The organism is Ureibacillus sp. FSL W8-0352, assembly GCF_038004345.1.
Classification (GTDB): domain Bacteria; phylum Bacillota; class Bacilli; order Bacillales_A; family Planococcaceae; genus Ureibacillus; species Ureibacillus thermosphaericus.
In genome coordinates this window covers 598,004-622,724 of record NZ_JBBOQT010000001.1, presented here as the reverse complement: position 1 = coordinate 622,724, position 24,721 = coordinate 598,004, and the positions used below count along the sequence as shown (strand labels likewise).

General features: G+C 35.9%; 28 protein-coding genes. 1 reads left to right on the top strand and 27 read right to left on the bottom strand.

Features of this window, described 5'->3' with window-relative positions; translation table 11 throughout:
- Positions 1-244 precede the first annotated feature (244 nt).
- A complete protein-coding gene (locus tag NST98_RS03185) occupies positions 245-505 on the top strand; it encodes a DUF2627 domain-containing protein (protein WP_016837762.1) in 261 nt (86 codons plus the stop codon).
- 56 nt (positions 506-561) lie between these two features.
- Here the strand turns inward: NST98_RS03185 and NST98_RS03180 are convergent, their stop codons facing one another.
- From NST98_RS03180 to NST98_RS03050, 27 genes are all read right to left on the bottom strand, one after another.
- Entirely contained in the window at positions 562-2,127 is a 1,566-nt protein-coding gene (locus NST98_RS03180; RefSeq protein WP_340714420.1) for a FapA family protein, read from the bottom strand.
- Positions 2,128-2,289: 162 nt separating this feature from the next.
- A complete protein-coding gene (gene spo0A / locus NST98_RS03175; protein WP_016837760.1) occupies positions 2,290-3,081 on the bottom strand; it encodes a sporulation transcription factor Spo0A in 792 nt (263 codons plus the stop codon).
- A gap of 264 nt (positions 3,082-3,345) precedes the next feature.
- Positions 3,346-4,302: a SpoIVB peptidase S55 domain-containing protein gene (locus NST98_RS03170; RefSeq protein WP_340714419.1), complete on the bottom strand. Its 957-nt coding sequence runs from the start codon at positions 4,300-4,302 to the stop codon at positions 3,346-3,348.
- Between the two features lie 145 nt (positions 4,303-4,447).
- A complete protein-coding gene (gene recN / locus NST98_RS03165; protein WP_340714418.1) occupies positions 4,448-6,166 on the bottom strand; it encodes a DNA repair protein RecN in 1,719 nt (572 codons plus the stop codon).
- 15 nt (positions 6,167-6,181) lie between these two features.
- Positions 6,182-6,631, bottom strand: coding sequence for a transcriptional regulator AhrC/ArgR (gene ahrC, locus NST98_RS03160; protein ID WP_016837756.1), 450 nt, complete (start codon positions 6,629-6,631; stop codon positions 6,182-6,184).
- A 107-nt stretch (positions 6,632-6,738) separates the two neighbouring features.
- Positions 6,739-7,557: a TlyA family RNA methyltransferase gene (locus NST98_RS03155; RefSeq protein ID WP_340714417.1), complete on the bottom strand. Its 819-nt coding sequence runs from the start codon at positions 7,555-7,557 to the stop codon at positions 6,739-6,741.
- Entirely contained in the window at positions 7,554-9,455 is a 1,902-nt protein-coding gene (dxs, locus tag NST98_RS03150) for a 1-deoxy-D-xylulose-5-phosphate synthase (protein WP_340714416.1), read from the bottom strand. The genes NST98_RS03155 and dxs overlap by 4 nt, the downstream gene beginning before the upstream one ends.
- A gap of 92 nt (positions 9,456-9,547) precedes the next feature.
- The gene (locus NST98_RS03145; RefSeq protein WP_340434055.1) at positions 9,548-10,432 is read right to left on the bottom strand and encodes a polyprenyl synthetase family protein; all 885 of its coding nucleotides are present in this window, start codon (positions 10,430-10,432) and stop codon (positions 9,548-9,550) included.
- Between the two features lie 4 nt (positions 10,433-10,436).
- Positions 10,437-10,664 carry an exodeoxyribonuclease VII small subunit gene (locus NST98_RS03140; RefSeq protein ID WP_016837752.1) on the bottom strand — a complete coding sequence of 76 codons (228 nt, stop codon included), beginning with the start codon at positions 10,662-10,664 and terminating at the stop codon, positions 10,437-10,439.
- Complete coding sequence (gene xseA, locus NST98_RS03135) at positions 10,657-12,012, bottom strand: exodeoxyribonuclease VII large subunit (RefSeq protein WP_340714415.1); 1,356 nt, start codon at positions 12,010-12,012, stop codon at positions 10,657-10,659. Before xseA ends, NST98_RS03140 begins: the two co-directional genes overlap by 8 nt.
- A 107-nt stretch (positions 12,013-12,119) precedes the next feature.
- The gene (gene folD / locus NST98_RS03130) at positions 12,120-13,007 is read right to left on the bottom strand and encodes a bifunctional methylenetetrahydrofolate dehydrogenase/methenyltetrahydrofolate cyclohydrolase FolD (protein ID WP_445684023.1); all 888 of its coding nucleotides are present in this window, start codon (positions 13,005-13,007) and stop codon (positions 12,120-12,122) included.
- A 23-nt stretch (positions 13,008-13,030) separates the two neighbouring features.
- Positions 13,031-13,414 (bottom strand): transcription antitermination factor NusB, encoded by a 384-nt coding sequence (nusB, locus tag NST98_RS03125; protein WP_096550972.1) that lies wholly within the window; start codon positions 13,412-13,414, stop codon positions 13,031-13,033.
- Positions 13,415-13,618: 204 nt separating this feature from the next.
- On the bottom strand, positions 13,619-13,753 hold the full coding sequence (locus NST98_RS03120) for a YfhE family protein (RefSeq protein ID WP_016837748.1): 135 nt from the start codon (positions 13,751-13,753) through the stop codon (positions 13,619-13,621).
- Positions 13,754-13,824: 71 nt separating this feature from the next.
- Positions 13,825-15,315 (bottom strand): glycerol kinase GlpK, encoded by a 1,491-nt coding sequence (glpK, locus tag NST98_RS03115; RefSeq protein ID WP_096552494.1) that lies wholly within the window; start codon positions 15,313-15,315, stop codon positions 13,825-13,827.
- 173 nt (positions 15,316-15,488) lie between these two features.
- Positions 15,489-15,902, bottom strand: coding sequence for an Asp23/Gls24 family envelope stress response protein (locus tag NST98_RS03110; RefSeq protein ID WP_340715654.1), 414 nt, complete (start codon positions 15,900-15,902; stop codon positions 15,489-15,491).
- A 124-nt stretch (positions 15,903-16,026) separates the two neighbouring features.
- The gene (locus tag NST98_RS03105; RefSeq protein ID WP_340434062.1) at positions 16,027-17,013 is read right to left on the bottom strand and encodes an LLM class flavin-dependent oxidoreductase; all 987 of its coding nucleotides are present in this window, start codon (positions 17,011-17,013) and stop codon (positions 16,027-16,029) included.
- Between the two features lie 125 nt (positions 17,014-17,138).
- Positions 17,139-18,515, bottom strand: a complete 1,377-nt coding sequence (gene accC, locus NST98_RS03100) for an acetyl-CoA carboxylase biotin carboxylase subunit (RefSeq protein ID WP_340714414.1) — start codon at positions 18,513-18,515, stop codon at positions 17,139-17,141.
- A gap of 12 nt (positions 18,516-18,527) precedes the next feature.
- Entirely contained in the window at positions 18,528-19,046 is a 519-nt protein-coding gene (gene accB / locus NST98_RS03095; protein WP_340714413.1) for an acetyl-CoA carboxylase biotin carboxyl carrier protein, read from the bottom strand.
- A gap of 177 nt (positions 19,047-19,223) precedes the next feature.
- Complete coding sequence (locus NST98_RS03090; protein ID WP_096550966.1) at positions 19,224-19,763, bottom strand: SpoIIIAH-like family protein; 540 nt, start codon at positions 19,761-19,763, stop codon at positions 19,224-19,226.
- Positions 19,760-20,161, bottom strand: a complete 402-nt coding sequence (locus NST98_RS03085) for a hypothetical protein (RefSeq protein WP_096550965.1) — start codon at positions 20,159-20,161, stop codon at positions 19,760-19,762. Before NST98_RS03085 ends, NST98_RS03090 begins: the two co-directional genes overlap by 4 nt.
- 204 nt (positions 20,162-20,365) lie before the next feature.
- Positions 20,366-21,277, bottom strand: a complete 912-nt coding sequence (locus NST98_RS03080) for a stage III sporulation protein AE (RefSeq protein WP_340714412.1) — start codon at positions 21,275-21,277, stop codon at positions 20,366-20,368.
- Positions 21,278-21,289: 12 nt separating this feature from the next.
- Positions 21,290-21,667, bottom strand: a complete 378-nt coding sequence (locus NST98_RS03075) for a hypothetical protein (RefSeq protein ID WP_096550963.1) — start codon at positions 21,665-21,667, stop codon at positions 21,290-21,292.
- A 3-nt stretch (positions 21,668-21,670) separates the two neighbouring features.
- Positions 21,671-21,874: a hypothetical protein gene (locus NST98_RS03070; RefSeq protein ID WP_016837737.1), complete on the bottom strand. Its 204-nt coding sequence runs from the start codon at positions 21,872-21,874 to the stop codon at positions 21,671-21,673.
- Positions 21,875-21,984: 110 nt separating this feature from the next.
- The gene (gene efp, locus NST98_RS03065; protein ID WP_016837736.1) at positions 21,985-22,545 is read right to left on the bottom strand and encodes an elongation factor P; all 561 of its coding nucleotides are present in this window, start codon (positions 22,543-22,545) and stop codon (positions 21,985-21,987) included.
- A gap of 16 nt (positions 22,546-22,561) precedes the next feature.
- On the bottom strand, positions 22,562-23,623 hold the full coding sequence (locus NST98_RS03060; RefSeq protein WP_340714411.1) for a M24 family metallopeptidase: 1,062 nt from the start codon (positions 23,621-23,623) through the stop codon (positions 22,562-22,564).
- Between the two features lie 14 nt (positions 23,624-23,637).
- Positions 23,638-24,066, bottom strand: a complete 429-nt coding sequence (aroQ, locus tag NST98_RS03055; protein ID WP_340714410.1) for a type II 3-dehydroquinate dehydratase — start codon at positions 24,064-24,066, stop codon at positions 23,638-23,640.
- A 38-nt stretch (positions 24,067-24,104) separates the two neighbouring features.
- Complete coding sequence (locus tag NST98_RS03050) at positions 24,105-24,557, bottom strand: hypothetical protein (RefSeq protein WP_096550959.1); 453 nt, start codon at positions 24,555-24,557, stop codon at positions 24,105-24,107.
- Between the last annotated feature and the right edge of the window lie 164 nt (positions 24,558-24,721).

Below are 24,721 nucleotides of genomic sequence, written 5' to 3'. Positions count from 1 at the left end.
GAGCGACAAATTTTCTACAATTTGTACTATTTTACTTTACAATACTTTTTATTTTTTAATTTATCAACTAGAAATATTGAAAGATATACTTTTCCTAATTTTCTGATTCTTCGTATTATTAAAAATTATAATTCTAATATAATTTTTATGACAAAAATGTGCAAAAGATTAGCAATTTTTTGTCGAAACTTGACACTATTTCTTGGCGATGTAAAATTGAATTAATTGCGAAGGAGGTTATTTCATGGCCCGATTAATTGCCTTTATCATTTTATTGATTCCCGCATTAATTGCTGGTGCAGGTATCAAGTTTATGCGCGATACTCTATACGGCATATTAAATTCCCCTTTTCCTTGGTTATGGTTCCAATTTCTTATAGGACTTATCTTTAGCATCATCGGAATTGGATTTTTTGCGGGCTATTTATTGCATCGAGATCGAAAAAGGGGAAGAGTGGCTCCAAGGTTTCAAAAAAAGGATGAAACAAAAGAAATTAAACAATAGATTATTATATAAATAAAGCGTTCAACGAGAGACAAGTCCCTCCACTGAACGCTTTTTTATATATTTAATTCGCCAAATTCCAGTAAAAATTTCCCTTTTGTTGTCTTTCTTATTAAGGACGATTGTTTCCCTATTTGGATAAAAGTACCAGGATACGCTTCTTTTTTAACAATGATTTCCTCTTTGCCGATGGATTTTATCGCTGCAATCATCTCTTGAATTTCATTGTCCAATTCAATTACTTGCTGCTTCTTATCTTCCAATACTTCTTTCATTTCTTTATAAACCTTCGCTTGAGCAGGTGTTAGCCGATTTTTTAATGCTGCTAGTTTCTCTATCTTTTCAGATAATTTCTCCATTTCTTCTTGTGTCGACTTTAATAATGCTGCTTTTTCTTGAATAATCTTGTAACCTTCTTGCCGATTCACTGATTGGATAATTAATTCCGTCCGCCTTTCCATCCGGTTACCCGATATAGCGGTCACAATAGTGTTTCTCGCAATTGCCTTGCCACCAATAATTTTTCCTTTCCGCTCATCCACTAAAATCGAATCAGCTTGCAATGAGGAGTTTAAAGAATAAAACCCGATGACAATATTTTTTTTCGCATATAAATTTGCTTCATTGACATGTTTTACGTAAATGTTGCCACCAGCTTTTACAGTTGTTTGACCTAATCCAAATATACCACCTTTTATGTAAATATCTCCTTCTCTAGATTGGATTAATTTCGCACCTGTAACACCTTCTGTACCCTCAATGGAAATATCACCCGTTGCAATGACACTAAAACCTTTTTGAACAGTTCCACTAATGCTAATTGAACCATCAAATTCAAGATTTCCTGTCTCTAACCCAACATCTCCATCGATTGGCAAATGATTATTAATCATTAATAATCCTTGTCTTTCCTCTACAACGCCTTTATTTAATGCCCGAATGACAATTTTTCCATCCTCTTCTACTTCATATGCAGATTTACGATCATACTTTAATGGTATATCTTTACCTGGAGGAGCTGGAATTTCTTCTCCGTAAACATTTTTTCCATTTATACCAGGTTGGGCGGGGATTTTCTCTCCTAACCAGTCATTTTCATTGATTTCAAATATAAAATTCATATCAAAATAATCAGCTTTTCCATCTTCCCTTATGACAGGTTTTCTCTCCGGAATCTTTATGTATGTAACCTGTGCATCTTCACCTTTAATTGGTTCCGTTCCTTCAGCAATTACAATTGGTTTCCCGATAGTAATCGATTCTAGATTAAGCTCTTTTATTCCATGGACAATCTGTCTTTGAGTCAATATGTCATTTAGTTCTTTTTGAAATTGACTTGGATTTTCCAAAATGGTTGATTCATAAACAATAAGATGGGCTGTCATCTTATCTTTTGATACTTCAATTTCCATTGGAGGCAACCAGTAACCAATTTCGACAGGATTCGACACTTCTTCTTGTAGAGCTTTTTTTAAATTTGAAAAATTTGACAGTTTTATTCGAGTAAGAGAGCCTAATATTTCATCGAATTGTTTAATTGGAAAACCCTTTTTATAGTTTTGAATATAAACTTTACCGTTTTCTTCGATTAACTCAAAATAATCATTGGAAAATATACGCACATATGCTCACCTCTTGTACTATAATATAATTTTTTTATTTAAAGTGTAATACCTTTTATAAAATTAATACGATAAAGTAATAAAAAGTCACCTCAATAAAGAGGTGACAATTGGACGGAAAAGCTATTGTTAATAATAATATGACAATGACAGAAAATACGATTATGAAGCCACTAGTTCAATACGAATTTTATCAGCAATCATGGCAATAAACTCGCTGTTTGTAGGTTTTGATTTTAAATGATGGACTGTATATCCAAACATTTGAGAGATGGATTCATAATTTCCACGGTTCCATGCAACTTCAATGGCATGACGGATTGCTCTTTCAACACGAGAAGGAGTTGTACCAAATTTCTTTGCAATTTCCGGATATAAAATTTTTGTAACAGAACCTAACAATTCAATATCGTGATATACCATTTGAATAGCTTCTCGTAAATATGCATAGCCTTTGATATGCGCAGGTACGCCAATTTCCTTAATAATTGATGTAATCGTAGTATCCAATTGTCTCTGATTCACTTTTCCATTTGGTTCAGGCTGTAACACACTTTGTCTCTTGACAGTTTCACGCTTTTGGCCTGCGCAATGCAAAATTTTCTGAACGAGCTGATCAAACTCAAAAGGTTTTAACATAAAATAGGAAGCCCCGTATGTAACAGCCTGTTTCATTACATCTTCTTGTCCAAAAGCCGTCAACATAATGACTTGAGTATCGCGAAAACGATCATTTTTATACATTTCTTGAAGAACGCCTAAACCATCTAAATGGGGCATAATAATGTCCAACAACAAAATGTCTGGGTTATATTCTTCTAACATATTGAGACACAATTTACCGTTTGAAGCAGTTGCAACTATTTCAATGTCTGGATGATTTTCAAAGTATTGTTCCATTGTTCTCACTAAATCTCGGTTATCATCGGCAATTGCAACTCTAATTTTCGTCATGTAAAATCCCCCTTATAGCCTTCTCCCTAATATTGCATTTTTAATACTTATATGTCATAGTTTCCGTTTACTTGACACTATTCTTTTCGACATTTTATCGAAAAAACCTTTATCGAATTTAAAAATGAGAAGGTAGTCGTAATTTTTATGTATATTGTGACAGAAATCACCATTTATTTCTAATTGCATTTTTTTGTCATACAATGTTTTTAATTTGATTATCAAAAAAAGACTATACCAAAATGTTGGCATAGTCTTTTCAGCTTAATTTGGCTTCTTTTTTAACATCTCTGATAAGGTTATAGCTGCACCCCGAGCTGGTTGTTCGACAAACATATGTGTTACAGCACCAACAAATTTACCATCTTGCAAAATGGGACTTCCGCTCATCCCTTGTAATATGCCACCTGTTTTGGATAAAAGATTTTGATCGGTTATTTCAAATTGTAAATAATTATCTTCTATCTTCACAATTTCAATTGTAAAGGATTCAACTTTTGACCCTTCAATAGCTGTAAGAAGTTCTGCTTTTCCTAATTGAATTTCATCATCATGCATAATCTCAATAGGCTTACGCATTATTTCTTTTACATCTAATTCCCAATTACCAAAAATACCATATATATCATTGGATGAAATATTTCCTAAACGTATATCGTCATGATTAATGACAGAAATTTTATAACCAGGATTTCCAGGGCTCGATTTTTTTATTTGCTCAATAGACGCTAAAAAAATAGAACCATCTGTAAATTCAGGTGGTTTATTTAATACACCGTCGATGATTTGATGACCTAATGCACCGTATTCTTTCGATTCAGGATCAATAAAGGTTAATGTACCGATGCCATCCGTTTCATCTTTTAGAAAGGGAAGTATATTATTTGCTTGATCGTTCGTTAGCGTAATGGTTCTTGTATGATTGGTCGATTGTTTAATGGTAAGGCTTATTTCCGAATCAGTCATGGATTCCTTCAACATCTCGATGGATTGTATTGGCTTTCCGTTGACTTCTTTTATAATATCACCTTTTTTTAACCATTGTCCATTTGGTAATAATACATCATGAGCTACATATATATATGGTAATTCTAACTGTATCCCTATCGATTCACCCATCGGAATTAGCTTTTTTGCTTCGGCTGCTGCTGAAGGTGACAAAAGTGCAAGTGCGATGGTGAGCACAAGATAAGTCAACAGATTACGCAAATGGCATTTCATAGTCCACCTCCTCAAATTGTTTGTAACATTACTATGTGTAACTGTTCTTTTAATAATGTGAGGTAAATATTTGTCGCTTAGGTACTTTCAAAATTAGTAAAAGTAGATTTTGTAATATAAGGAGTCATCAAATGATGACTCCTCCTTATTGCATCGAGGTAGAACTTTTTAATTGTTCTTTGATTTCATTTTTCTTTATAAGTGCCAATTGCAATAATTCTCGCGCATGTTGCAACGTTAATTCTGTAATTTCAGTTCCACTCATCATGCGACTAATTTCTTCTACTCGTGTATCATTTTCAATTACTTGAACTGTCGTAAAAGTACGGTTTTGTTCAACTTGTTTTGATATTAAGTAATGCTGATCTGCCATTGCTGCAACTTGAGGCAAATGAGAAATGCATAATACTTGTGAATTGAATGAAATATTGGCGATTTTTTCAGCAATTGCCTGTGCAACGCGGCCGCTTACACCTGTATCCACTTCATCAAAAATGATGGATGTAATTTGAGATTTCGATGAAAAAATGGTTTTTAATGCAAGCATTATTCTCGATAATTCTCCGCCGGATGCAATTTTTGGCAAAGATTTAGGAGGTTCTCCTACATTGGTGGATATATAGAATGATATATAGTCTTTCCCATTTATGTCGAAATTATTTAAACGCTCAAACTGAACGATAAATTTCGCTTTTTCCATATGTAAATCACGAAGCTCATTCATTATGGCTTCACTCAATATACCTGCACATTTTTTTCGAACTTTCGTTAATTCATCACACAATTGGTCTAATTCAGATTCCATTTTTCTTAAATCTTGTTCTTTTTGTTGAATAGCTTCATCTCGATTTAATAGTGTGTTTAGTTCTTCTTTAATTTTTTCATAATATGTAATAATCTCTTTTACGGTACTTCCATATTTTCGTTTCATCATTTGATATTGTGCAAGCCGTGATTCTATTTCATTTAATCGTTCAGGGTCAAATTCAAGTTCATCAATGATATTTTTGATTTGATATGAAGCATCTTGCAACGCATAGAATGAAGATGATACAGCTTCAAAGGAATCATGAAATTGCTCATCTAATGAAACGATATCTTCCAAAGCGCTCATCGCTTCTCCAATACAATCTAGTCCTTTTAATTCTCCAGAAATTGCATCGTAGGCATGAATGGCTCGTTCATAAATCTTATGAAAATTTTGCAATCGTTTCCGTTCTTCAAGTAAAGCCTCTTCTTCTTTTTCTGATAATTTTGCATCTTCTAGCTCTTGAATTTGGAATTGATACAAATCAATACGTTGAGCTGTCTGTTGTTCATCGATATTGATGGCATCGACTTCTTTTTTTAATAGACGATATTCATGATAGAGGCGATGATATTTGTCTTTGATTGGCTGGATTTGTTTTTCCGCAAATTGATCAAGTAAATCGATATGGCACTTCTCATCCATTAATTCTTGGCTTTCATGTTGTCCATGAATATCCACTAGCGTGGAGCCGATATCACGTAAAACTGATAATGTAACAAGTTTTCCATTTACTCGACATACGCTTTTTCCATTTTCATTAATATCTCTCCGTAATATGATGGTACCTTCTTCATGGTCTATACCGGCATCAGATAATTTTTCAAAGACAGGATGATTGTCGGAAACAAAAAACAAACCCGTTAATTCCGCTTTTTTTGCACCGTGTCGCACAAATTCTTGACTTGCTCGTCCACCAGCTAACAAATGAACAGCATCGATAATGATGGACTTTCCGGCTCCTGTTTCACCTGTTAGAACGGTTAATCCATCATTAAAGTAAACGGTTAATTCGTCGATAATGGCGAAATTACGTATATTCAGCTCTTTCAACAAACTGACCACCTCAAATTATATTAAATCTAAAATGCGTTGTTGTATGATTTCCCTCTGTCCTTCATCCCGTACGATGATGAGAATCGTATCATCACCGGATAATGTACCTAATACTTCCGGCCATTCTAGATGGTCAATCAAAACCGCAACAGCATTTCCGTTTCCTGGAAGTGTTTTCAACATTAAAAAGTGAGCAACGCCATCAATGCTGACGAAAGAATCGGTTAAAGCCCTTTGCAATTTTTGCAATGGATTAAACCGTTGATCTGCCGGTAAACTGTATTTGTATCGTCCATCAGGAAGTGGTACTTTCACTAAATGTAATTCCTTAATATCTCTTGAAACCGTTGCTTGTGTAACATTAAAACCTGCTTCTTTTAAAGCAGAAACTAGTTCATCTTGCGTTTCAATTTCATTGTTAGCAATAATTTCACGAATTTTCATATGCCTTTGACCTTTACTCATAAATAGCACCTCTTAATGTATATAAATGTATATTTATACTATCATTATAAGTTCTTATTCAGCAAGTAAAAATAGGGAATGACGATTGCCATTCCCTAGCATACAACTTAATTTAATTCTTGGTGAGCTAATTCAACTACTTTTTTGAAATCAGTGAATGCCGAAACATGTTGTCCTTCTGATGGTTTTTGTAGATGGAATAAAAATTCAATATTCCCTTCCCCTCCCGTAATTGGAGAGTAGGTAGCATTTTTTACTACAAAACCAACATCTGTCGCCATTTTTGCAGTGTTTTCCAACACTTCTAAATGTGTTTTAGGATCACGAACAATGCCCTTTTTCCCCACTTTTTCTTTACCAGCTTCAAATTGTGGTTTGACAAGTGCCACTACATCACCGTTCGGAAGTAAAATATTGTGCAAAACTGGTAAAATAAGCGATAAGGAAATAAAGGAAACATCAATCGTCGCAAAATCTGGTAATCCCTTTGTAAAATCTTCCGGCTTTGAATAGCGAAAATTTGTTTTTTCCATTACCGTGACACGTTCATCTGTTCTTAATTTCCAAGCTAATTGGTTGGATCCTACATCTAAGGCATAACAATGTTTAGCACCGTTCTGAAGAGCACAATCAGTAAATCCCCCAGTAGATGAACCAATATCTAGCATTAATTTTCCTTCCACGGACAAATCGAATTCTTGTAATGCTTTTTCTAATTTTAAACCGCCTCGACTAACGTATTTTAATTGTTCACCTTTCACTTCCAACGGCGCATCAATCGAGATTTTTTCTCCCGGCTTATCAATTCGCAATTCTTTTGAAAAAACAATGCCCGCCATGATTGCTCGTTTTGCTTTTTCCCGGGTTTCACATAATCCCCTCTGTACGAGAAGAACATCTACCCGTTCTTTCGGAGATTTCGTCATACGGTATTTTTACCTAACGATTTTTTAATTAAGGATTCAATGCGAGCAATTGTTTCTTCTTTTGTAATGTGCAATTCTTCCAATAATAAATCGACACTGCCATGGTCCACAAAACGATCTGGAATCCCCATTCGTTCTATTTCAACTTGGTTGTATTTATTATCGCTGGCAAACTCTAATATGGCACTGCCAAATCCACCTTTTAATACGCCTTCTTCAATCGTTAATATCGGCATATTTTTCCCCATGATGTCATGAAGCATGTTGTCATCAAGTGGTTTGATAAATCGAGCATTCACTACTTTTACATGTATATTACGACTAGCTAGCTCATCTGCAGCTTCTAAAGCCATCGAAATAGTCGTACCGAATGTTAAAATGGCTGCATATTGACCTTCTCTCAGCACTTCCCAAGAACCAATTGGAATCGTTTTTAGCTCCTCATCAAGAGGAACGCCTACCCCATTGCCGCGGGGATAACGGAGAGCGATTGGTCCTTCATTATATTCAATAGCAGTTTTGACCATATGTTGCCCTTCGTTTTCATCTTTCGGCATCATGATTACGATATTTGGGATATGGCGTAAAAAGGCAATATCAAAAACACCTTGATGGGTATCGCCATCTGCACCGACAAGTCCCGCACGATCAATGCCAATGAAAACATTTAAATTTTGGCGAGCGATATCATGCAGTACTTGATCATATGCTCGCTGTAAAAATGTCGAGTAAATTGCTAAAAATGGCTTCATATTTTGTGTCGCTAATCCCGCAGCCATTGTCGTTGCATGCTGTTCTGCAATTCCAACATCGAAGAATCGATCTGGAAAATCTTTTTGAATACCTTCCATTTTCGAACCTACTGGCATTGCAGGTGTGATCGCTACAATACGTTTATCTTCTTTCATTAATTTTCGAACGGTTTCCGAAACTAAACTAGACCAAGAAGGGCCTTTCGCATTATTTTTGACGAAGGCTCCTGTTTCAATTTTATAAGGTCCTGTACCGTGCCAAGTACCAACTTTATCTTCCTCAGCCGGCTTATATCCTTTTCCTTTTTTTGTCACTACATGAACAAGAACTGGTCGATCTTCTACTTTTTTCGCATATTCTAACGTTTTTTCTAAAGCATCGAAATCGTGGCCGTCAATCGGACCTAAATATTTAAAGCCCATTTCCTCAAAAAACACTCCGGAAACAACAAGATACTTTAAACTATCCTTCACACGATCAGCCGCATGAGCAAGTTTTCCACCAAAAACAGGCACTCGCTTCATCAAAGATTCTAATTCTTCTTTCGCCTTAGAATATTCCTTAGCAGTTCTTAATCGGCCTAAAATATTGTGCAATGCACCGACATTTGGCGCGATGGACATTTCGTTGTCATTTAAAATGACAATCATTCTTCTTCGATCGTGCCCAATATGATTCAATGCTTCTAGTGCCATTCCACCAGTTAAAGCCCCATCGCCAATAATCGGAACAATATAATTGTTTTCCTTCTTTATATCTCTCGCAATGGCCATTCCCATTGCTGCTGATAATGATGTTGAACTGTGGCCCGTTTCCCATTCATCGTGCTTGCTTTCTGCTCGTTTTGGAAAACCACTTAACCCTTTATATTGACGTAATGTGTCAAATTCTCTTGCTCGTCCTGTCAAGATTTTGTGTACGTATGCTTGGTGACCTACATCCCATAAAAACTTGTCAAAAGGGCTATTAAAGGCTCTATGCAATGCAATAGTTAATTCAACTACCCCTAAATTTGGTCCGATATGTCCACCTGTAATTGAGCATTTTTCTATTAGAAAATCTCGAATGTCTTGAGCAAGTTTCTCTAATTGTTGCTTATTTAACTTTTTTAAAAAGGATGGACCAGTAATTGTCGTTAAATCCATCTCTCACACACCTTTTCATCAGTTTATTCACATCGAAGTTTTAACTATTATATCAAGCTAATATCAATGGCAAAAGCAATTTATTTTATCTATTAATTATTTCTGGAAATGATATAGTTCGCAAATTCTCTTAATAACGTCGTGTCTTCCGGTAAATTGTTCAAAGCGTTCAGAGCGTATTGATAATGTTCATTTAATTTTTGTTTTGCACCATCCAGTGTGAGTAGTGCAGGATAAGTACTTTTATTGCTCTCTTCGTCCTTACCAGCTGTCTTTCCTAACTGTTCTGATGTGCCTTCCACATCTAAAATATCATCTTGTATTTGAAATGCGAGGCCAATATGTCGTGCATATTCTATTAACGCTTTTCGAGCTTCCATTGTTGCATTGGATAATACTGCACCCGCTTCAATGCTAAAACGAAGAATTGCTCCTGTCTTATTTAAATGGACTTGTTCCAATTCCGATAAATTCAATTGACGGTTTTCACCATCTAAATCTAGAACTTGTCCTCCAACCATGCCTTCCGCACCGCTAGCAACACTTAATAAGTTGATTAATTCAACCTTTTTATCAGCGGAAATATTTTCCATTCGCGCTAAAACGCCAAAAGCCAATGTGTTTAAAGCATCTCCGGCAAGGGTAGCCATCGCCTCTCCGAATACAACATGATTCGTCGGTTTACCGCGTCTTAAATCATCGTTATCCATACTAGGTAGATCATCATGGATGAGGGAATATGTATGAATCATTTCAACCGCAGCACCAACAGTATAAACTTCTTTTTGTTTATAGTTAAACATTTCGGAAACGGCAACGACAAACAATGGACGAATTCTTTTTCCTCCTGCCCTTAACGAGTATAACATAGATTCTTTTAATGTATGCGGTGCAACTAATCGTTCCACTTGGTATTCAAGTTCACGGTTAATATAGTCAAGATGTTCATTGATAAATAGCTTTAAACGATTATTCATTGTATTATTCCTCTCCATTTGTTGGTTCGAAAGGCTTCTTCTCGCCATTTTCATTGACAATTGAAATCAATTGTTCTTCAGCATTTCTTAGCTTTTCGTGGCAGTATTTTGACAACTCCATACCCTTTTTATATAAGTCAATGGCTTCTTCTAGTGGAACATCTCCCTGTTCTAATTTACGAACAATCTCCTCTAATTCCGTCATTGCATCGGCAAATGTTTGTTTAGTCATCTTTTTCACCAACTCTTTCTTGAATTTCTATTACCTTTGCATGCACGATTCCATCCTGAAGATGGATCGAAAGGTCATCTTGTTTTTCTAACTGAGAGATCGATTTAACGACCTTTTCATCTTTATAAGTAACGCTAAATCCTCTTTCCATAATTGTCAAAGGATTTAATGCTTGAAGGGTGCGAATCGTGTAATGGAAATTCTCTTTTTTTCGATTTAACGCTTGAAAAGCAGTTCTTGTCAACAAGTACGAAATTTGTTCTAATTGTTTCTTATAGTAGACAATTGCATTTTGTGGTGAATGAATTTTTAACGTACCATCGAGTTGAGATAATTCATTTTTCTTTTTCATCAGGAACATTTGACTGGCTCGTTGTAAATTTATATCCGCTTGAATCAATCTTTCTGTAAAAGGCCGATACAACCGTTCAGGTTGAGATAAAGGATATGATTGTTGCAATTTATTAAGACGATTTCTTTCATAAATCAACTTGCTTCTTACGATTTGATGCATTTGGGATTGAAAAGCTAATATTCGTTGATATAGTTCCTGAATGTTCGGTACAGCAAGCTCTGCAGCGGCAGTCGGTGTTGGTGCACGGAGATCTGCAACGAAATCTGCAATCGTCGTATCTGTTTCATGACCCACTGCACTAATAATTGGTATGCGACTCTCAAAAATCGCTCTCGCAACAATTTCCTCGTTAAAGGCCCATAAATCTTCAATGGATCCTCCCCCACGACCTACAATCAGTACGTCAGCTAATCCATGTTCATTCGCCAATTGAATATTTTTCGCTATAGATTGTGCTGCACCATTTCCTTGGACAAGGGTAGGATAAATGATAATTTCTGCAAGTGGATATCTTCTATTAATGGTTGTGCAAATATCGCGAATTGCTGCACCTGTTGTTGCTGTACATACACCGATTACTTTTGGAAATTTTGGAATTGGTTGTTTAAAGTTTGGATTAAATAATCCTTCTTTATGTAATTTTTCTTTTAATTGATTAAAAGCGATAAAAAGACTTCCGATACCATCCGGTTCCATCGATAGAACATATAATTGATATGAACCTTGAGCTTCGTAAACATTAACATCTCCACGTATAAAAACTTGCATGCCATCTTCAGGTTTAAATTTTAATTGGCTTGCATGTGTCCGGAACATCAGTGCATTAATTCGAGCGGCATCATCTTTTAAAGTGAAGTAAATATGCCCAGATGTATGTATTTTTACGTTGGATAGTTCACCTTTCACATAAACGTCTCGTAAGTGTGGATCCGCATCAAATTTTCTTTTAATATATCTCGTTAAAGCTTTCACTGTTAAATAAGAAGATGGCATCGTGTAACTCCCCTTTTGCAAGCCTGTTATAGTACAAAAATTGCAACCATTAGAAAAGCTGTTTTCCTAGAAAAACAGCTTTCTCTTTCATTGTACAATTTTTATCGTTATTTGTCGCCTAATGTTTTTTCTGCCGATTTAACTGTATTATACAGCAACATCGTAATCGTCATTGGCCCCACTCCACCTGGTACAGGGGTAATATATGAAGAGATTGGTTCCACTTCTTCATAGTTTACATCACCAACTAACTTGTTGTTTTCAACTCGGTTGATACCTACGTCTATAACGATAGCACCTTCTTTAACATGTTCACGCGTAATGAAATTCGGTCGGCCTACAGCGGCAATTAAAATATCCGCTTGCTTCGTAATAGAAGGTAAGTCTTTCGTTTTTGAATGGGTATATGTAACTGTTGCATCGTTTTGCAGTAACAGTTGGCCCATTGGTTTACCAACGATATGGCTGCGACCCACTACAACTGCATGTTTTCCTGCGATTTCGATGCCAGAGTACTCTAATAATTTCATAACGCCAAATGGAGTACATGGTAAGAATGTATCTTGCCCCAACATCATTTTACCAACGCTAACTGGTGAAAAACCATCGACATCTTTATCTGGTGAAATTGCGGCGATCACCTTATCTTCATTAATGTGTTTTGGCAATGGCAATTGTACTAAAATACCATGAATCTCTTTTCGTTCATTTAACGTGTGAATTTGCTCTAATAACTCTTCTTCATTTGTATTTTCAGGTAATTTAATCACTTCTGAATAAATGCCAATCGCTTCACATGAACGATGCTTATTTCGTACATACGTTTGAGATGCTGGATCTTCACCTACTAAAATAACAGCTAAACCTGGTGTTACTCCCTTTTCCTTTAATTCTTTCACTCTTTCTGCAATTGACTCGCGGATTTGTTGCCCTATTGCTTTTCCATCAATAATTTGAGCCACGATTCTTCCTCCCAGTAGTTTCTCTAATTTCATGGAACTTTTAAAAATGAATGTTCTTACTGTTCAACAAACTTAGAAAGTACTCCATTGACAAATTTGCTAGATTTGTCATCTCCAAAAGTTTTTGCTAATTCGATTGCTTCATCCAACACGACTGCTGAAGGTGTCTCATCCATATAAAGTAATTCATATAAGGCTAATCGCAAAATAGTTCGTTCTATTTTAGGCAAACGATATAACGACCAATTCTCCAATTTTTCTTCAAGTTGACGATCAATTTCTTGTAGTTTTTCAGTTACACCATATACTAACGTTTTAAAAAAAGGATTCATTTCATTGTCTTCTATAATATGACTAATTGCCTCTTCTAGCGTTAAATCGGTATTTTCTAACTGAAATAAAACTTGTAACGCTTTTTCACGAATCTCGTGCCGTTTCATAATTTAACTCCTTCATTTCTAACATTCGTACCTATTATAACTATTGTTTGCAAAAAATACATTAGCAAATCACAATTTGATAAAAATACAACAATTTCTATTATAACATTACTTTTTCAAGTTAAAGAAATAAAAAACTTTTATGGCGTACATGAAATGTAAAAAGCTCCATCAGCAATTCGACTAATGGAGCTTTAAAATTCTTTACATATTCATTTTGTTGTTGATGTTTTTTTCTGTTTCTTTCGCCTGCTTAAAATCTTTCTTGTAATGAACTTCTTGCGCTTTTGTTAATTTGTTGTTTTTCTCGGATAATTTTTCGTGGATTGGCTTTTTCATTTTCTCTCTCCTTTCTCACTTATACTTCGTTAGTTTAAACGTTTGGAGGAGAGATATTCTTTTACCATCTTTTATTTGAAATATCTTGCCGCATTGACAGCCTTTTTCCAACCTTGATACAGTTTCTCTCTTTTTTCTGAACTCATATTTGGTTCAAATCTTCTTTCAAGATTCCAATATTGTGCAATCTCATCTTGATTTTTCCAAAAACCAACTGCCATTCCAGCAAGATAAGCAGCACCCAGCGCCGTTGTTTCATTCACAGAAGGACGCTCAACCTGCACATTTAATAAATCGGATTGAAACTGCATCAATAAATTGTTTTTCACAACGCCCCCATCTACCCGTAAAGACTTTAATGGAATTTCTGAATCCGATTCCATCGCACTGCACACGTCTTTCGTTTGATAGGCTAATGATTCCAAGGTTGCTCGAATGAAATGCTCCTTCGTCGTTCCTCGCGTTAAACCGAATATAGCGCCTCTTACATCGCTATCCCAATATGGTGTTCCAAGCCCAACAAAAGCAGGTACTACGTAAACCCCTTCTGTTGAATCAACTCTTTCTGCATAACGTTCGCTTTCACTGGAATGTTGAAACATGCGAAGTCCATCCCTTAACCACTGGATGGCAGAACCAGCTACAAAAATGCTACCTTCTAATGCATATTCCACTCTTCCATCGATTCCCCAAGCGATTGTTGTAAGTAGTCCATGTTTTGATTGTACAGCTTTTTCACCGGTATTCATCAACATAAAGCAGCCGGTACCGTATGTATTTTTCACCATACCTGGAGTGAAACATGCTTGACCGAATAAAGCTGCTTGTTGGTCACCAGCTATGCCACTAATCGGTACCTCAACTCCAAAAAAGTTCTTTTTTGAAACATATCCATAAACTTCTGAAGATGGACGAACTTTCGGCAGCATTGTACAAGGCACGTTTAATATTTCGAGCAACTCTTCATCCCATTTTAAATCGTAAATGTTATACATTAAAGTTCTAGAAGCATTGGAATAATCCGTCACATGTACAGATCCTTCTGTTAATTTCCAGATAATCCACGTATCAATTGTCCCGAACAGTAAGTCTCCTTTTTCAGCTTTTTCTCTTGTCCCTTCCACATGATCTAAAATCCATTTCACTTTCGTTCCTGAAAAGTAAGGGTCAATTAATAATCCTGTTTTATTTCGAAATAGTTCGTTATAGCCTTTTTCATTCAACTCGTCGCAAATTTCTGCAGTTTGTCTTGATTGCCATACAATGGCATTATAGACCGGATTCCCGCTGTTTTTATCCCAAACAACCGTCGTTTCCCGTTGATTTGTAATGCCAATTGACGCAATTTGCTCTGGTTGTATATTTTTTTCAGATAAAACTGACGCAATTACCGATAAAACCGAACTCCATATTTCATTCGCATCGTGTTCGACCCAGCCTGGTTTAGGAAAATATTGATTGAATTCTTTTTGAGCAATATGAACAACTTCTCCATGTTTATTGAACAAAATTGCTCGTGTACTAGTCGTTCCTTGATCTAGAGATAAAATATATTGTTCCACATCCTTCACTCCTTCCACATTCCACCCATTGAATAATTTATTCTTGATGGATAGTAAAACTCCTTTGATTTCCATGAATTTCGATAACACATTTCAGAAAAATTGTTAAATAAAAACATCAAAGGACAACTTTGATAGTCATCCATTTGATGTTAATAAATGCTTATATAATTCTAAAGGGAAATCTCCTCTTCGGCATTCGTTTCAAATTGAATTGCGGTAATGTGAATATTTACTTCGCTCGTCTCAATGGATGTCATGTTATAAATGGCTTGGCGAATGGCTGTTTGAATGTCTTTAGCTACTTTTGGAATTGAATTTCCGTATTTTATTGAACAATATACGTCAATCAGTATTTCCCCATCTTCGCTGATTGTTGCTTTAACCCCTTTTGAATGTACTTTTTTCCCAAATCGTTCAGCGACTCCAGATGCAAAATTACCGCGAGTAGATGCAACACCTTCTACTTCATTCGTTGCAATCCCCGCAATCACTTCAATGACTTCTGGGGCAACCTCAATTTTCCCAAGTTCTTCTTTGCCGGAAGGAGCAGGTTGTATAAATGCTTTTGCAGACTTTTCAGCCATCTTCTTCATCCTCTCTTTTCTTTCCAAAACTGTTTATCACAGTTCTCAAATTGCACCGATTAATGATTATTATACAAAATTTTCTTCATCCCCTGTACTAAAACAAAGAATTTCACGAAATATTCTAAGCCTGTTCTTTGAAACTTTGTGCAAGCAATTCAAAGGATTTTCTTCTTTTCTCTTGATCGTAAATCGGACCATTTACCATGATTTCATCAACAGCTCTTCTCTGAGCTATAAATTCCATGATTTGTTTATAAACAGTTTCTTTGGATCCCGCAAAAGTATACTTTAATGTGTGTAAAACTTGCTTTTTCTCTTCTTCGTTCCATAATTCATCCATGTTTGTAGGTGCGGGTGTTTTTCCACGCTTTCCTCGAATCATCCCTAAAAATTGCTGGTATAATGAGCTTGCTAAAAATTCTCCTTCGTCATCAGTATCAGCAACAAAAGCATTAATGCTGACCATCGTATAAGGAGCATCTAAAAATTGTGAAGGTCTAAAATTCCGGTGATATGTATCAATTGCATCGTCTAATAGATCCGGAGCAAAGTGACTTGCAAAAGCAAAAGGTAATCCTAAAACGCCTGCGAGTCTTGCGCTATATAAACTGGATCCTAAAAGCCATATCGGAATATTTAAGCCTTTTCCAGGCACTGCAATAACCGCACGGTGTTCATCATCAAAATAGCTCATCAATTCATCCACTAATTCATCAAATTGATATGCTCCTGCCTCATCTCTTCTTAACGCTCTCGCCGTTAACATATCCGTTCCAGGTGCTCGCCCTAGTCCTAAATCGATTCTTCCCGGAAACATGGACTCTAATGTTCCAAACTGTTCAGCAATGACGAGCGGTGCGTGGTTTGGAAGCATGATTCCTCCTGCCCCTACACGAATTTTATTCGTTGCTCCTGCTAAATAACAAATGAGAACAGCAGTTGCTGAACTTGCAATTCCTTCCATATTATGATGCTCAGCTACCCAATATCGATGATAGCCACATTTTTCTGCAAGTTGAATTAATGCGCGGCTATGAAGAAAAGCATCCGCTGGAGTTTCACCTTCTAATACAGGTGCTAAATCAAGGACTGATAATTTCGGTAACATTATTTCACTCCCTTTCTCGTTAAACTTAGTATAGCGCTTTGTTAAGGAAAAAGCATAAAACACGCTTCTCCGAAAGTGGTTATTAAATAAAAAGAGCCTTCAAATTGAAGGCTCCGTAAGTTCAGTTAGTTTTTCACAGTTTCTTTTTTTGTATTTAATACATCATTTTCTTCAAGGAATTTTGTATTGAATTTCCCTGATTTAAACACTTCGTTGTTCATTAAAGCATGGTGGAATGGTATCGTTGTGTGAATACCAGACCCTTCAACAACAAATTCGCTCAATGCACGATTCATACGAGCGATTGCTTCTTCGCGTGTATCCGCATGTACAATTAATTTTGCAACCATTGAATCGTAGTATGGCGGAATTGTGTATCCAGGATATACTGCGGAGTCGATTCGTACTCCAGGACCACCAGGTGTAATATATGTTTCAACTGTACCAGCAGCTGGCATGAAGTTTTTGTATGCATTTTCCGCATTGATGCGGCACTCAATAGCCCAGCCTTTTAATTGAATATCTTCTTGTGTCAATGTTAATTTTTCGCCGGAAGCGATTTTGAGCTGTTGCTGAACTAAATCGACGCCAGTAACCATTTCTGTTACAGGGTGTTCTACTTGAATACGAGTATTCATTTCCATGAAGTAGAACTTGTCCTCATTATAATCATAAATAAATTCGATTGTACCAGCACCTTCATAGCCACAAGCTTTTGCTGCCTTTACAGCAGCTTCCCCCATCTCTGCACGTCTTTCTGGAGATAATGCAGGAGAAGGTGCTTCCTCAACTAATTTTTGCATGCGTCGTTGTACTGTACAGTCACGTTCACCAAGATGAATCACATTTCCATATGCATCTGCTAATACTTGGATTTCACAGTGACGGAAGAATTCGATGTATTTTTCTAAATATACACCAGGATTTCCGAATGCTGCTTGAGCTTCTTTTTGAGTAATTTCAATACCTTTTACTAACTCTTCTTCTGTACGAGCAACTCGGATTCCTTTACCACCGCCACCAGCAGTCGCTTTAATAATGACTGGATAGCCAATTTCAGCTGCCCATTTTTTACCTGTTTCAATATCAGGAACAATGCCTGTACCAGGTACTAAAGGTACTCCTGCTTCTTCCATTGTCGCACGGGCAACGTCTTTCATCCCCATGATGCGAATGGATTTGGAAGAAGGACCAATGAATTTAATGCCAGCATTTTCACATGCTTCAGCAAAATCTGCATTTTCTGCTAGGAATCCATAACCTGGATGTATCCCATCGGCACCCGTTTTCTCTGCAACGCTTAATACGGCTGGAAAACTTAAATAGGAATCTTTTGATAGTTTTGGACCGATGCAATATGCTTCGTCAGCAAGTTTTACATGTAAGCTATCACGATCCGCTTCAGAATATACTGCAACCGTTTGAATTCCTAATTCTTTACAAGCACGAATAATACGAACCGCAATTTCTCCGCGGTTAGCAATTAATACTTTTTTTAACATTTTGGTCACCTCTTATTCAGTAGGTTTCACTAGGAATAGTGGTTGACCGAATTCTACTAGCTGTTCATTTTTCACCAGTACTTCAACAATTTCACCTTTAACTTCTGCTTCGATTTCGTTAAATAATTTCATTGCTTCAACGATACATACAATTGTATCAGGTTCCACTTTGTCCCCTACTTTAACGTAAGGAGGTGAATCAGGTGATGGTGCTGCATAGAATGTTCCTACCATCGGTGAAGTGATTTTATGTAATTTAGGATCATCTAAATTTACAGGTTTTGCTTCAAAAGTACTTGCTGCAGGTGCTGCACTTTCAGCTTGTGGTTTTACTTCTTCTTTTGGTTGTGCTTGTACTTGTGGTTGAGCTTGTTGTACAACAGTTTGTACTTTCGGTGCTACCACTTCTGTTACAACACCTTGATTTTTCTTTAATTTAATTTTTGCACCATCTACTTCATATATGAATTCGTCAAGAGATGATGAATCAACTAGTTTAATAATCTCACGAAGTTCTTGTACTTTAAACAATGTAGACACCCCTTCTTTTTATTCAATACAATAATCATTTTATATCCTTTCAACAGATTTTGAAACAATATTTTTTAATTTTCTATAAAATGAGCAAAAAACAGTGCTTTCGTTACGTAAACGAAGCACTGTTCACCTTCTGTTATACAACATCGTTTCTCCATTCAAAATTATATCTCAATAATAATTGGATTGAACGCTTACTGTCACATCTTGAATATCATTAATTTGTTGACGAACAACATAGATAATTTCACTCGCTTGAGCTTTCGAAATTTCATCGGATAATACTGTTACTTGTACTTTACCATCTTTTACATGTACTAATGCATCAGAATAGCCAAGATTTTCAATTAACATTTCAAGCATAGCCTCAGCAGATTCTCTCTTAATTAACTCATTCATTTGATTATATGCTTCATTTTTTTCCTCTGCAGAATATTCACTGGAAGCAATTTTTTGTTCTAATTGCTCTCTTAATTGGCTACGTTCATTGGCAATTTCCATTCTTAAATCTTCAAATAAATGGCTTTCAGATACTGTAGGCGTTGTTAATTTTTCATCTGCATTTGTTAAAGTTGTTTCTTCAAGGGTATCATCCGTAAAAATTGTCATTAAATCCACATTACGATTTGGTTCAAATACATAATACACTGAAATGACAGCAGCTAAACTCAATAATGTTAATAGCCAAACAGTTCTTCTTTTTACTTTCATTGTTCATCTCCTTTACTTTCCATCGGTACAATCATAATTCTGTGGGTAGGCATTTGCATAACTTTACTGATCGTTTCAAGAAGCTGCCTTTGGACTTTTGGATCTTTCGCACCTTCTGAAACAATGAGCAATCCTGATACAGTAGTGGTATTGTTACTTGAACGAAAATAGTTGCTTAAAGTTCCATCCGTATTTGAAGGGTTTTCATCGTAATGAAAATAAACCTTTACTTGTCCAACGCCTTCTATTTCACTTAAAGCTTGTTCAAGTCTACCTTCTGCTGAAACAGTATCATATCGCTCAACGGATGCATCACTCGTTGCTGAAATGTACGCAATGAACGCTAGAACTGCAATAGGTATAATTAATAGATTTAACTTTGTCCATTTCTTTTCCACCTCACGTTCTTAGTGCCCCCCTTCTCTCATGTTTCAAAACATTGTATGAATGAAGTACAAGCTCTATGCTTTATAGTTTGAGAATTTCTAATAAAGTTGTAATGACAATTAATAGAGTTGCTAGTTTGACATAGACCATAATCTCTTTTTCCTCAGCCAGTAATAGCAAGCACTTTCCTATTAATATGATGGCGATTAATTTGATCAAAAGCTTTTTCCCACCCCGAGCTGCAAAATTACCATGAAGATGAGCCAAATAAAAACGAAAGCGATTCCTAATAGCATTGCTGTAGCGCATAAGACGAGTAATGACTTTCCAATATCATCAAGGAGACCGCTAATGGTTCCACCAGAAAAGGGCTCGACGATTGCAGCTAAAATTTTAAAAGTCATTGCATGAATCAACAGCTTTCCAGCCGGATAAAACGCGGCTATCCAAAATGCAGTCATAGCACTAAATCCCGCTAAAGTAGTGGCAGCAGATTGGTACTTTTGGAAGATTGAAAAACCTTCAACGATTAGTGAACCAACAATTGGAATCGTTTGTTCAATTACTTTTTTCACAGGGCTCGCAATCGCTTTATCTACGGTAAAAAAGGCAACTCCTGAAAAAGATAAAAATGCGACCATCAACAATAACGTTGCTGTAATTAATGTCATAACGGTTCCTCGTATTAAATCGGAAGCTTTTGAAAAAGACATTTCGCCAATAAATCTTGTACAAAAATCCAGTAGCAGCGCGATGACGATTCCTGGAATAAGCACCTTTTGACATAACAATATTAAAAATTCAAATATCGCGATAACAATAGGACTCCAAGCTATGAAGGAAAATACTGCATTGAGCACAACGATAATGGACATGAGAATCGGTGTGATCGATAAAAAGAATTCGGCAGCGACATTCACAACTTCACCAATTAAACCGAATGACTCCATTACGGTTTGTCCAAGTGTCAACACGAGGACAATAATAAATAATGTATCTCCCCATTTTTTAAATTGCGGTACAAAAGCTTCTAATATCAGAAATAATATGGTGTATGTGACTACGAGTACAATGGATTTACCTGCAATTTTTAATGGATCGATAAAAATGTTCAATAGTTCATCCATTATGAAAGCCCCTTATTGAAGCTTATCTAGAATTGAAGAAAAACTAGAAAGAACTTTGGCAAACTCACCAACCCAATAAGATAGTAATGCGATCCGGACCGAAAACATGACGAATTCTCCCATCGTCTCATGCTCTTGTTCATCAAAAAGCATCTTAAAAAATATACCTAATTGATAAAAAAGAGCAGAATAGACAAGTTGAGGAACATATGGTACTGAATTTACATATGACAGGATTTGTCCAATTAATGGAAGTACAGATTTCGATAATAGAAAATGTAATATTATAAAAAAGAAGATGATGGCAATGAGCGAATGAAGTTTTGGGACCGTTTCTTTAATCAATATGATAATGAGTAGTAGAATTACGGCATAAATCAAAATCGTCATATGTCAATTCGTTAACCATTGGAAAAATAGCATAATTTCACCGAAAAAAAGCCGTAAAAATCGGATTAGTTCTGCAGCCATGTATAGGTATGCGATAAAGAATATATAGAATGTAAATTCCTTCTTCCCAACTTGGTCAAAGAAAACATGTAACAGTGCAATAATTAGCCCTACTCCTGCCACCCTTAATACATCCTGTAATTCCATTTGACTCCTCCTTGTGAAAGCAATATATGAGCTTGTTCAAATAAATAGACCAAAGAACAATAAAAAAAGCGGACGTGCTTTTGACGTCCACTTAATTTTTATTGAAATTATTAGTTAGCGCGGGAAACATACGATCCATCAGAAGTGTTGATTACTAAAATATCACCTTCATTAACAAAGAATGGTACTTGTACGATAAGACCCGTTTCTAAAGTAGCTGGTTTAGAACCTCCAGAAGCAGTATCACCTTTGATACCTGGTTCAGTTTCAACTACTTTTAATTCCACAGTATTTGGAAGTTCTACCCCAAGCATTTCTCCTTGATATGACATAATGTAAACTTCCATATTTTCTTTTAAGAATTTTAATTCATAATCGATTTGATTTGCATTTAATTCGATTTGTTCATATGATTCTAAATCCATGAAAACATGGGAATCACCTTGTGCATATAAATATTGCATTTTGCGGTTTTCTACCATCGCTTTTTCAACTTTTTCACCTGCGCGGAATGTTTTTTCAGCTACGTTACCATTTCGTAAGTTACGTAATTTGGAACGAACGAACGCTGCTCCCTTACCAGGTTTTACGTGTTGGAAATCAAGTACTCGGTATAATTCTCCATCTACAATAATTGTTAGACCAGTACGAAAATCGTTAACTGAAATCATGAATATTCCTCCATCATTATAGAATAATTAAATCTTTCGTCGAATGAGTCAATCTCTCATTGCCCGTTGCTGTGATAACAATATCGTCTTCTATGCGAACTCCACCGATACCCGGCAAATAGACACCAGGTTCGACTGTCACGACCATATTAGGCTCTAATTTTTGATTATTACGATAGGAAAGAGCTGGACCTTCATGAATTTCTAAACCAATTCCGTGGCCAGTTGAATGTCCAAAAGCCTCTCCATATCCTTTATCTGTTAAGTAATCTCTCGCAATTTTGTCCGCTTCGATACCAGTCATGCCTGGTTTAATTTTTTCTAAAGCTAATAATTGCGCTTCCAACACGACATTATACATTTCTACCAATTTTGTATTAGGATTACCTACCGCAATTGTACGCGTAATGTCGGAAACATACCCATTATAAACGGCACCGAAATCAAGTGTGACAAAGTCTCCTTGCTCAATGATTTTGTTTGTAGCAACACCATGAGGTAAAGCGCTTCTTAGACCACTTGCGACGATGGTATCAAAGGATGAAGACGTTGCACCTTGTTTGCGCATGAAAAATTCGAGCTCATTCGATACTTCTAGCTCTGTAACGCCAGGTTTAATAAAGTTTAAAATGTGCGAAAATGCAGCATCAGCAATTTCACATGCAACCTTTATAATCTTAATCTCTTCATCAGTCTTAATCAAGCGAATTTTTTCAATTAATCCGGATAATGGTACTAGCTCCACATTCAACAGATTTTGAAAAGATTCATATTCTCCATAAGTTACTGTATCTCTTTCAAAACCTAATGTTTTAATTTTACATTCATCAACAAGCTTCTCTACTTCTTTTAGTATGGAACCTTCCTGCTGAATAATGCGAAATTCTTTCACTTGATGATTTGCTTGCTCCGTATAGCGAAAATCAGTAATAAATACCGCATCGCTTTTTGTTACAAGGGCTGCACCGCTCGATCCTGTAAAGCCTGTCATATATCGGCGGTTGTATGGATTTGTAATAAGCAATGCGTCCACATGATGACTTTCCAATTCTTTTCGTAATTTGTCTAGTTTATTCATGGACTTTTCCTTCCTTATTTTTGTAAAAACTTTCTTAATGCCAATTCATATCCAAATGTTCCAAGACCACAAATTTGACCAACACATTCTGCCGCAAGTAGGGATTTATGACGAAATTCCTCCCTTTTATGTATGTTAGAGATATGAACTTCAATAACTGGTACGCTAATACTTGCAATGGCATCTCTAAGTGCGACGCTTGTATGCGTGTAAGCTCCCGGATTAAATACAATCCCGTTAACTCCTGTATCCTCCGCTTCATGTATCCAATCAATTAATTGTCCTTCATGATTGGATTGTTTAAATTCCAGTTCCGCATTAAATTCTTTCACCAAAGCAACGCATCTTTTTTTTACATCTTCCAAAGTTTCTAAACCGTAAACTTCTGGTTCCCTTTTACCCAGTCGATTTAAATTAGGTCCGTTTAACACTAACAACTTCATCGCCGATTCTCCTTTAAAATTAGAGGAAATTACCACTTTTATTTTATCACAGACTCCTTATACGGCAACCTATTTCGTTCCAAATGAGCTTGATAATGGAAAGAAGCTGTTTCAATAATAAATCTGGCCGTTATCACCACCATTACAATAAATGGAATGGACAGTTTTTTAAAAGAAGATAATTCTGCTGGTAAATCGTAAATAATCCATTCTGCAATAATGGCAAAAAGTCCACCTATGACAAGAGAAGTAATAAATGGAGGCACATTTTGTACATATTGCATGATCAAATAAATTATTAAATTTACGACAAAAATCAAAACCGCTAAAATAAGCCAGTTGATAAACGGATGACTACCTTCAAAAATTTCATATTTTTTGGAAAATCCAATGGGATTCCATTGAATGAATTTGAAAAATGATAACATTTTTAAACTAACTGTAAGAAAAATCGATGCAAATAAACTAGTAATGAACGCTAAATACAACATGCCAACCACTCCTTTTTTTATATATTTTTACCAATATTGATTTTTCGTATGCGTACGCTAGTACAATTGCTGAAAATTTAGTACAATAAAAAAAGTTGATAGAAAGAAATATTGTTAGAGAGTGGTGTCAGCTGTGGGCAATCAAACACCTATTTATGGAGGAC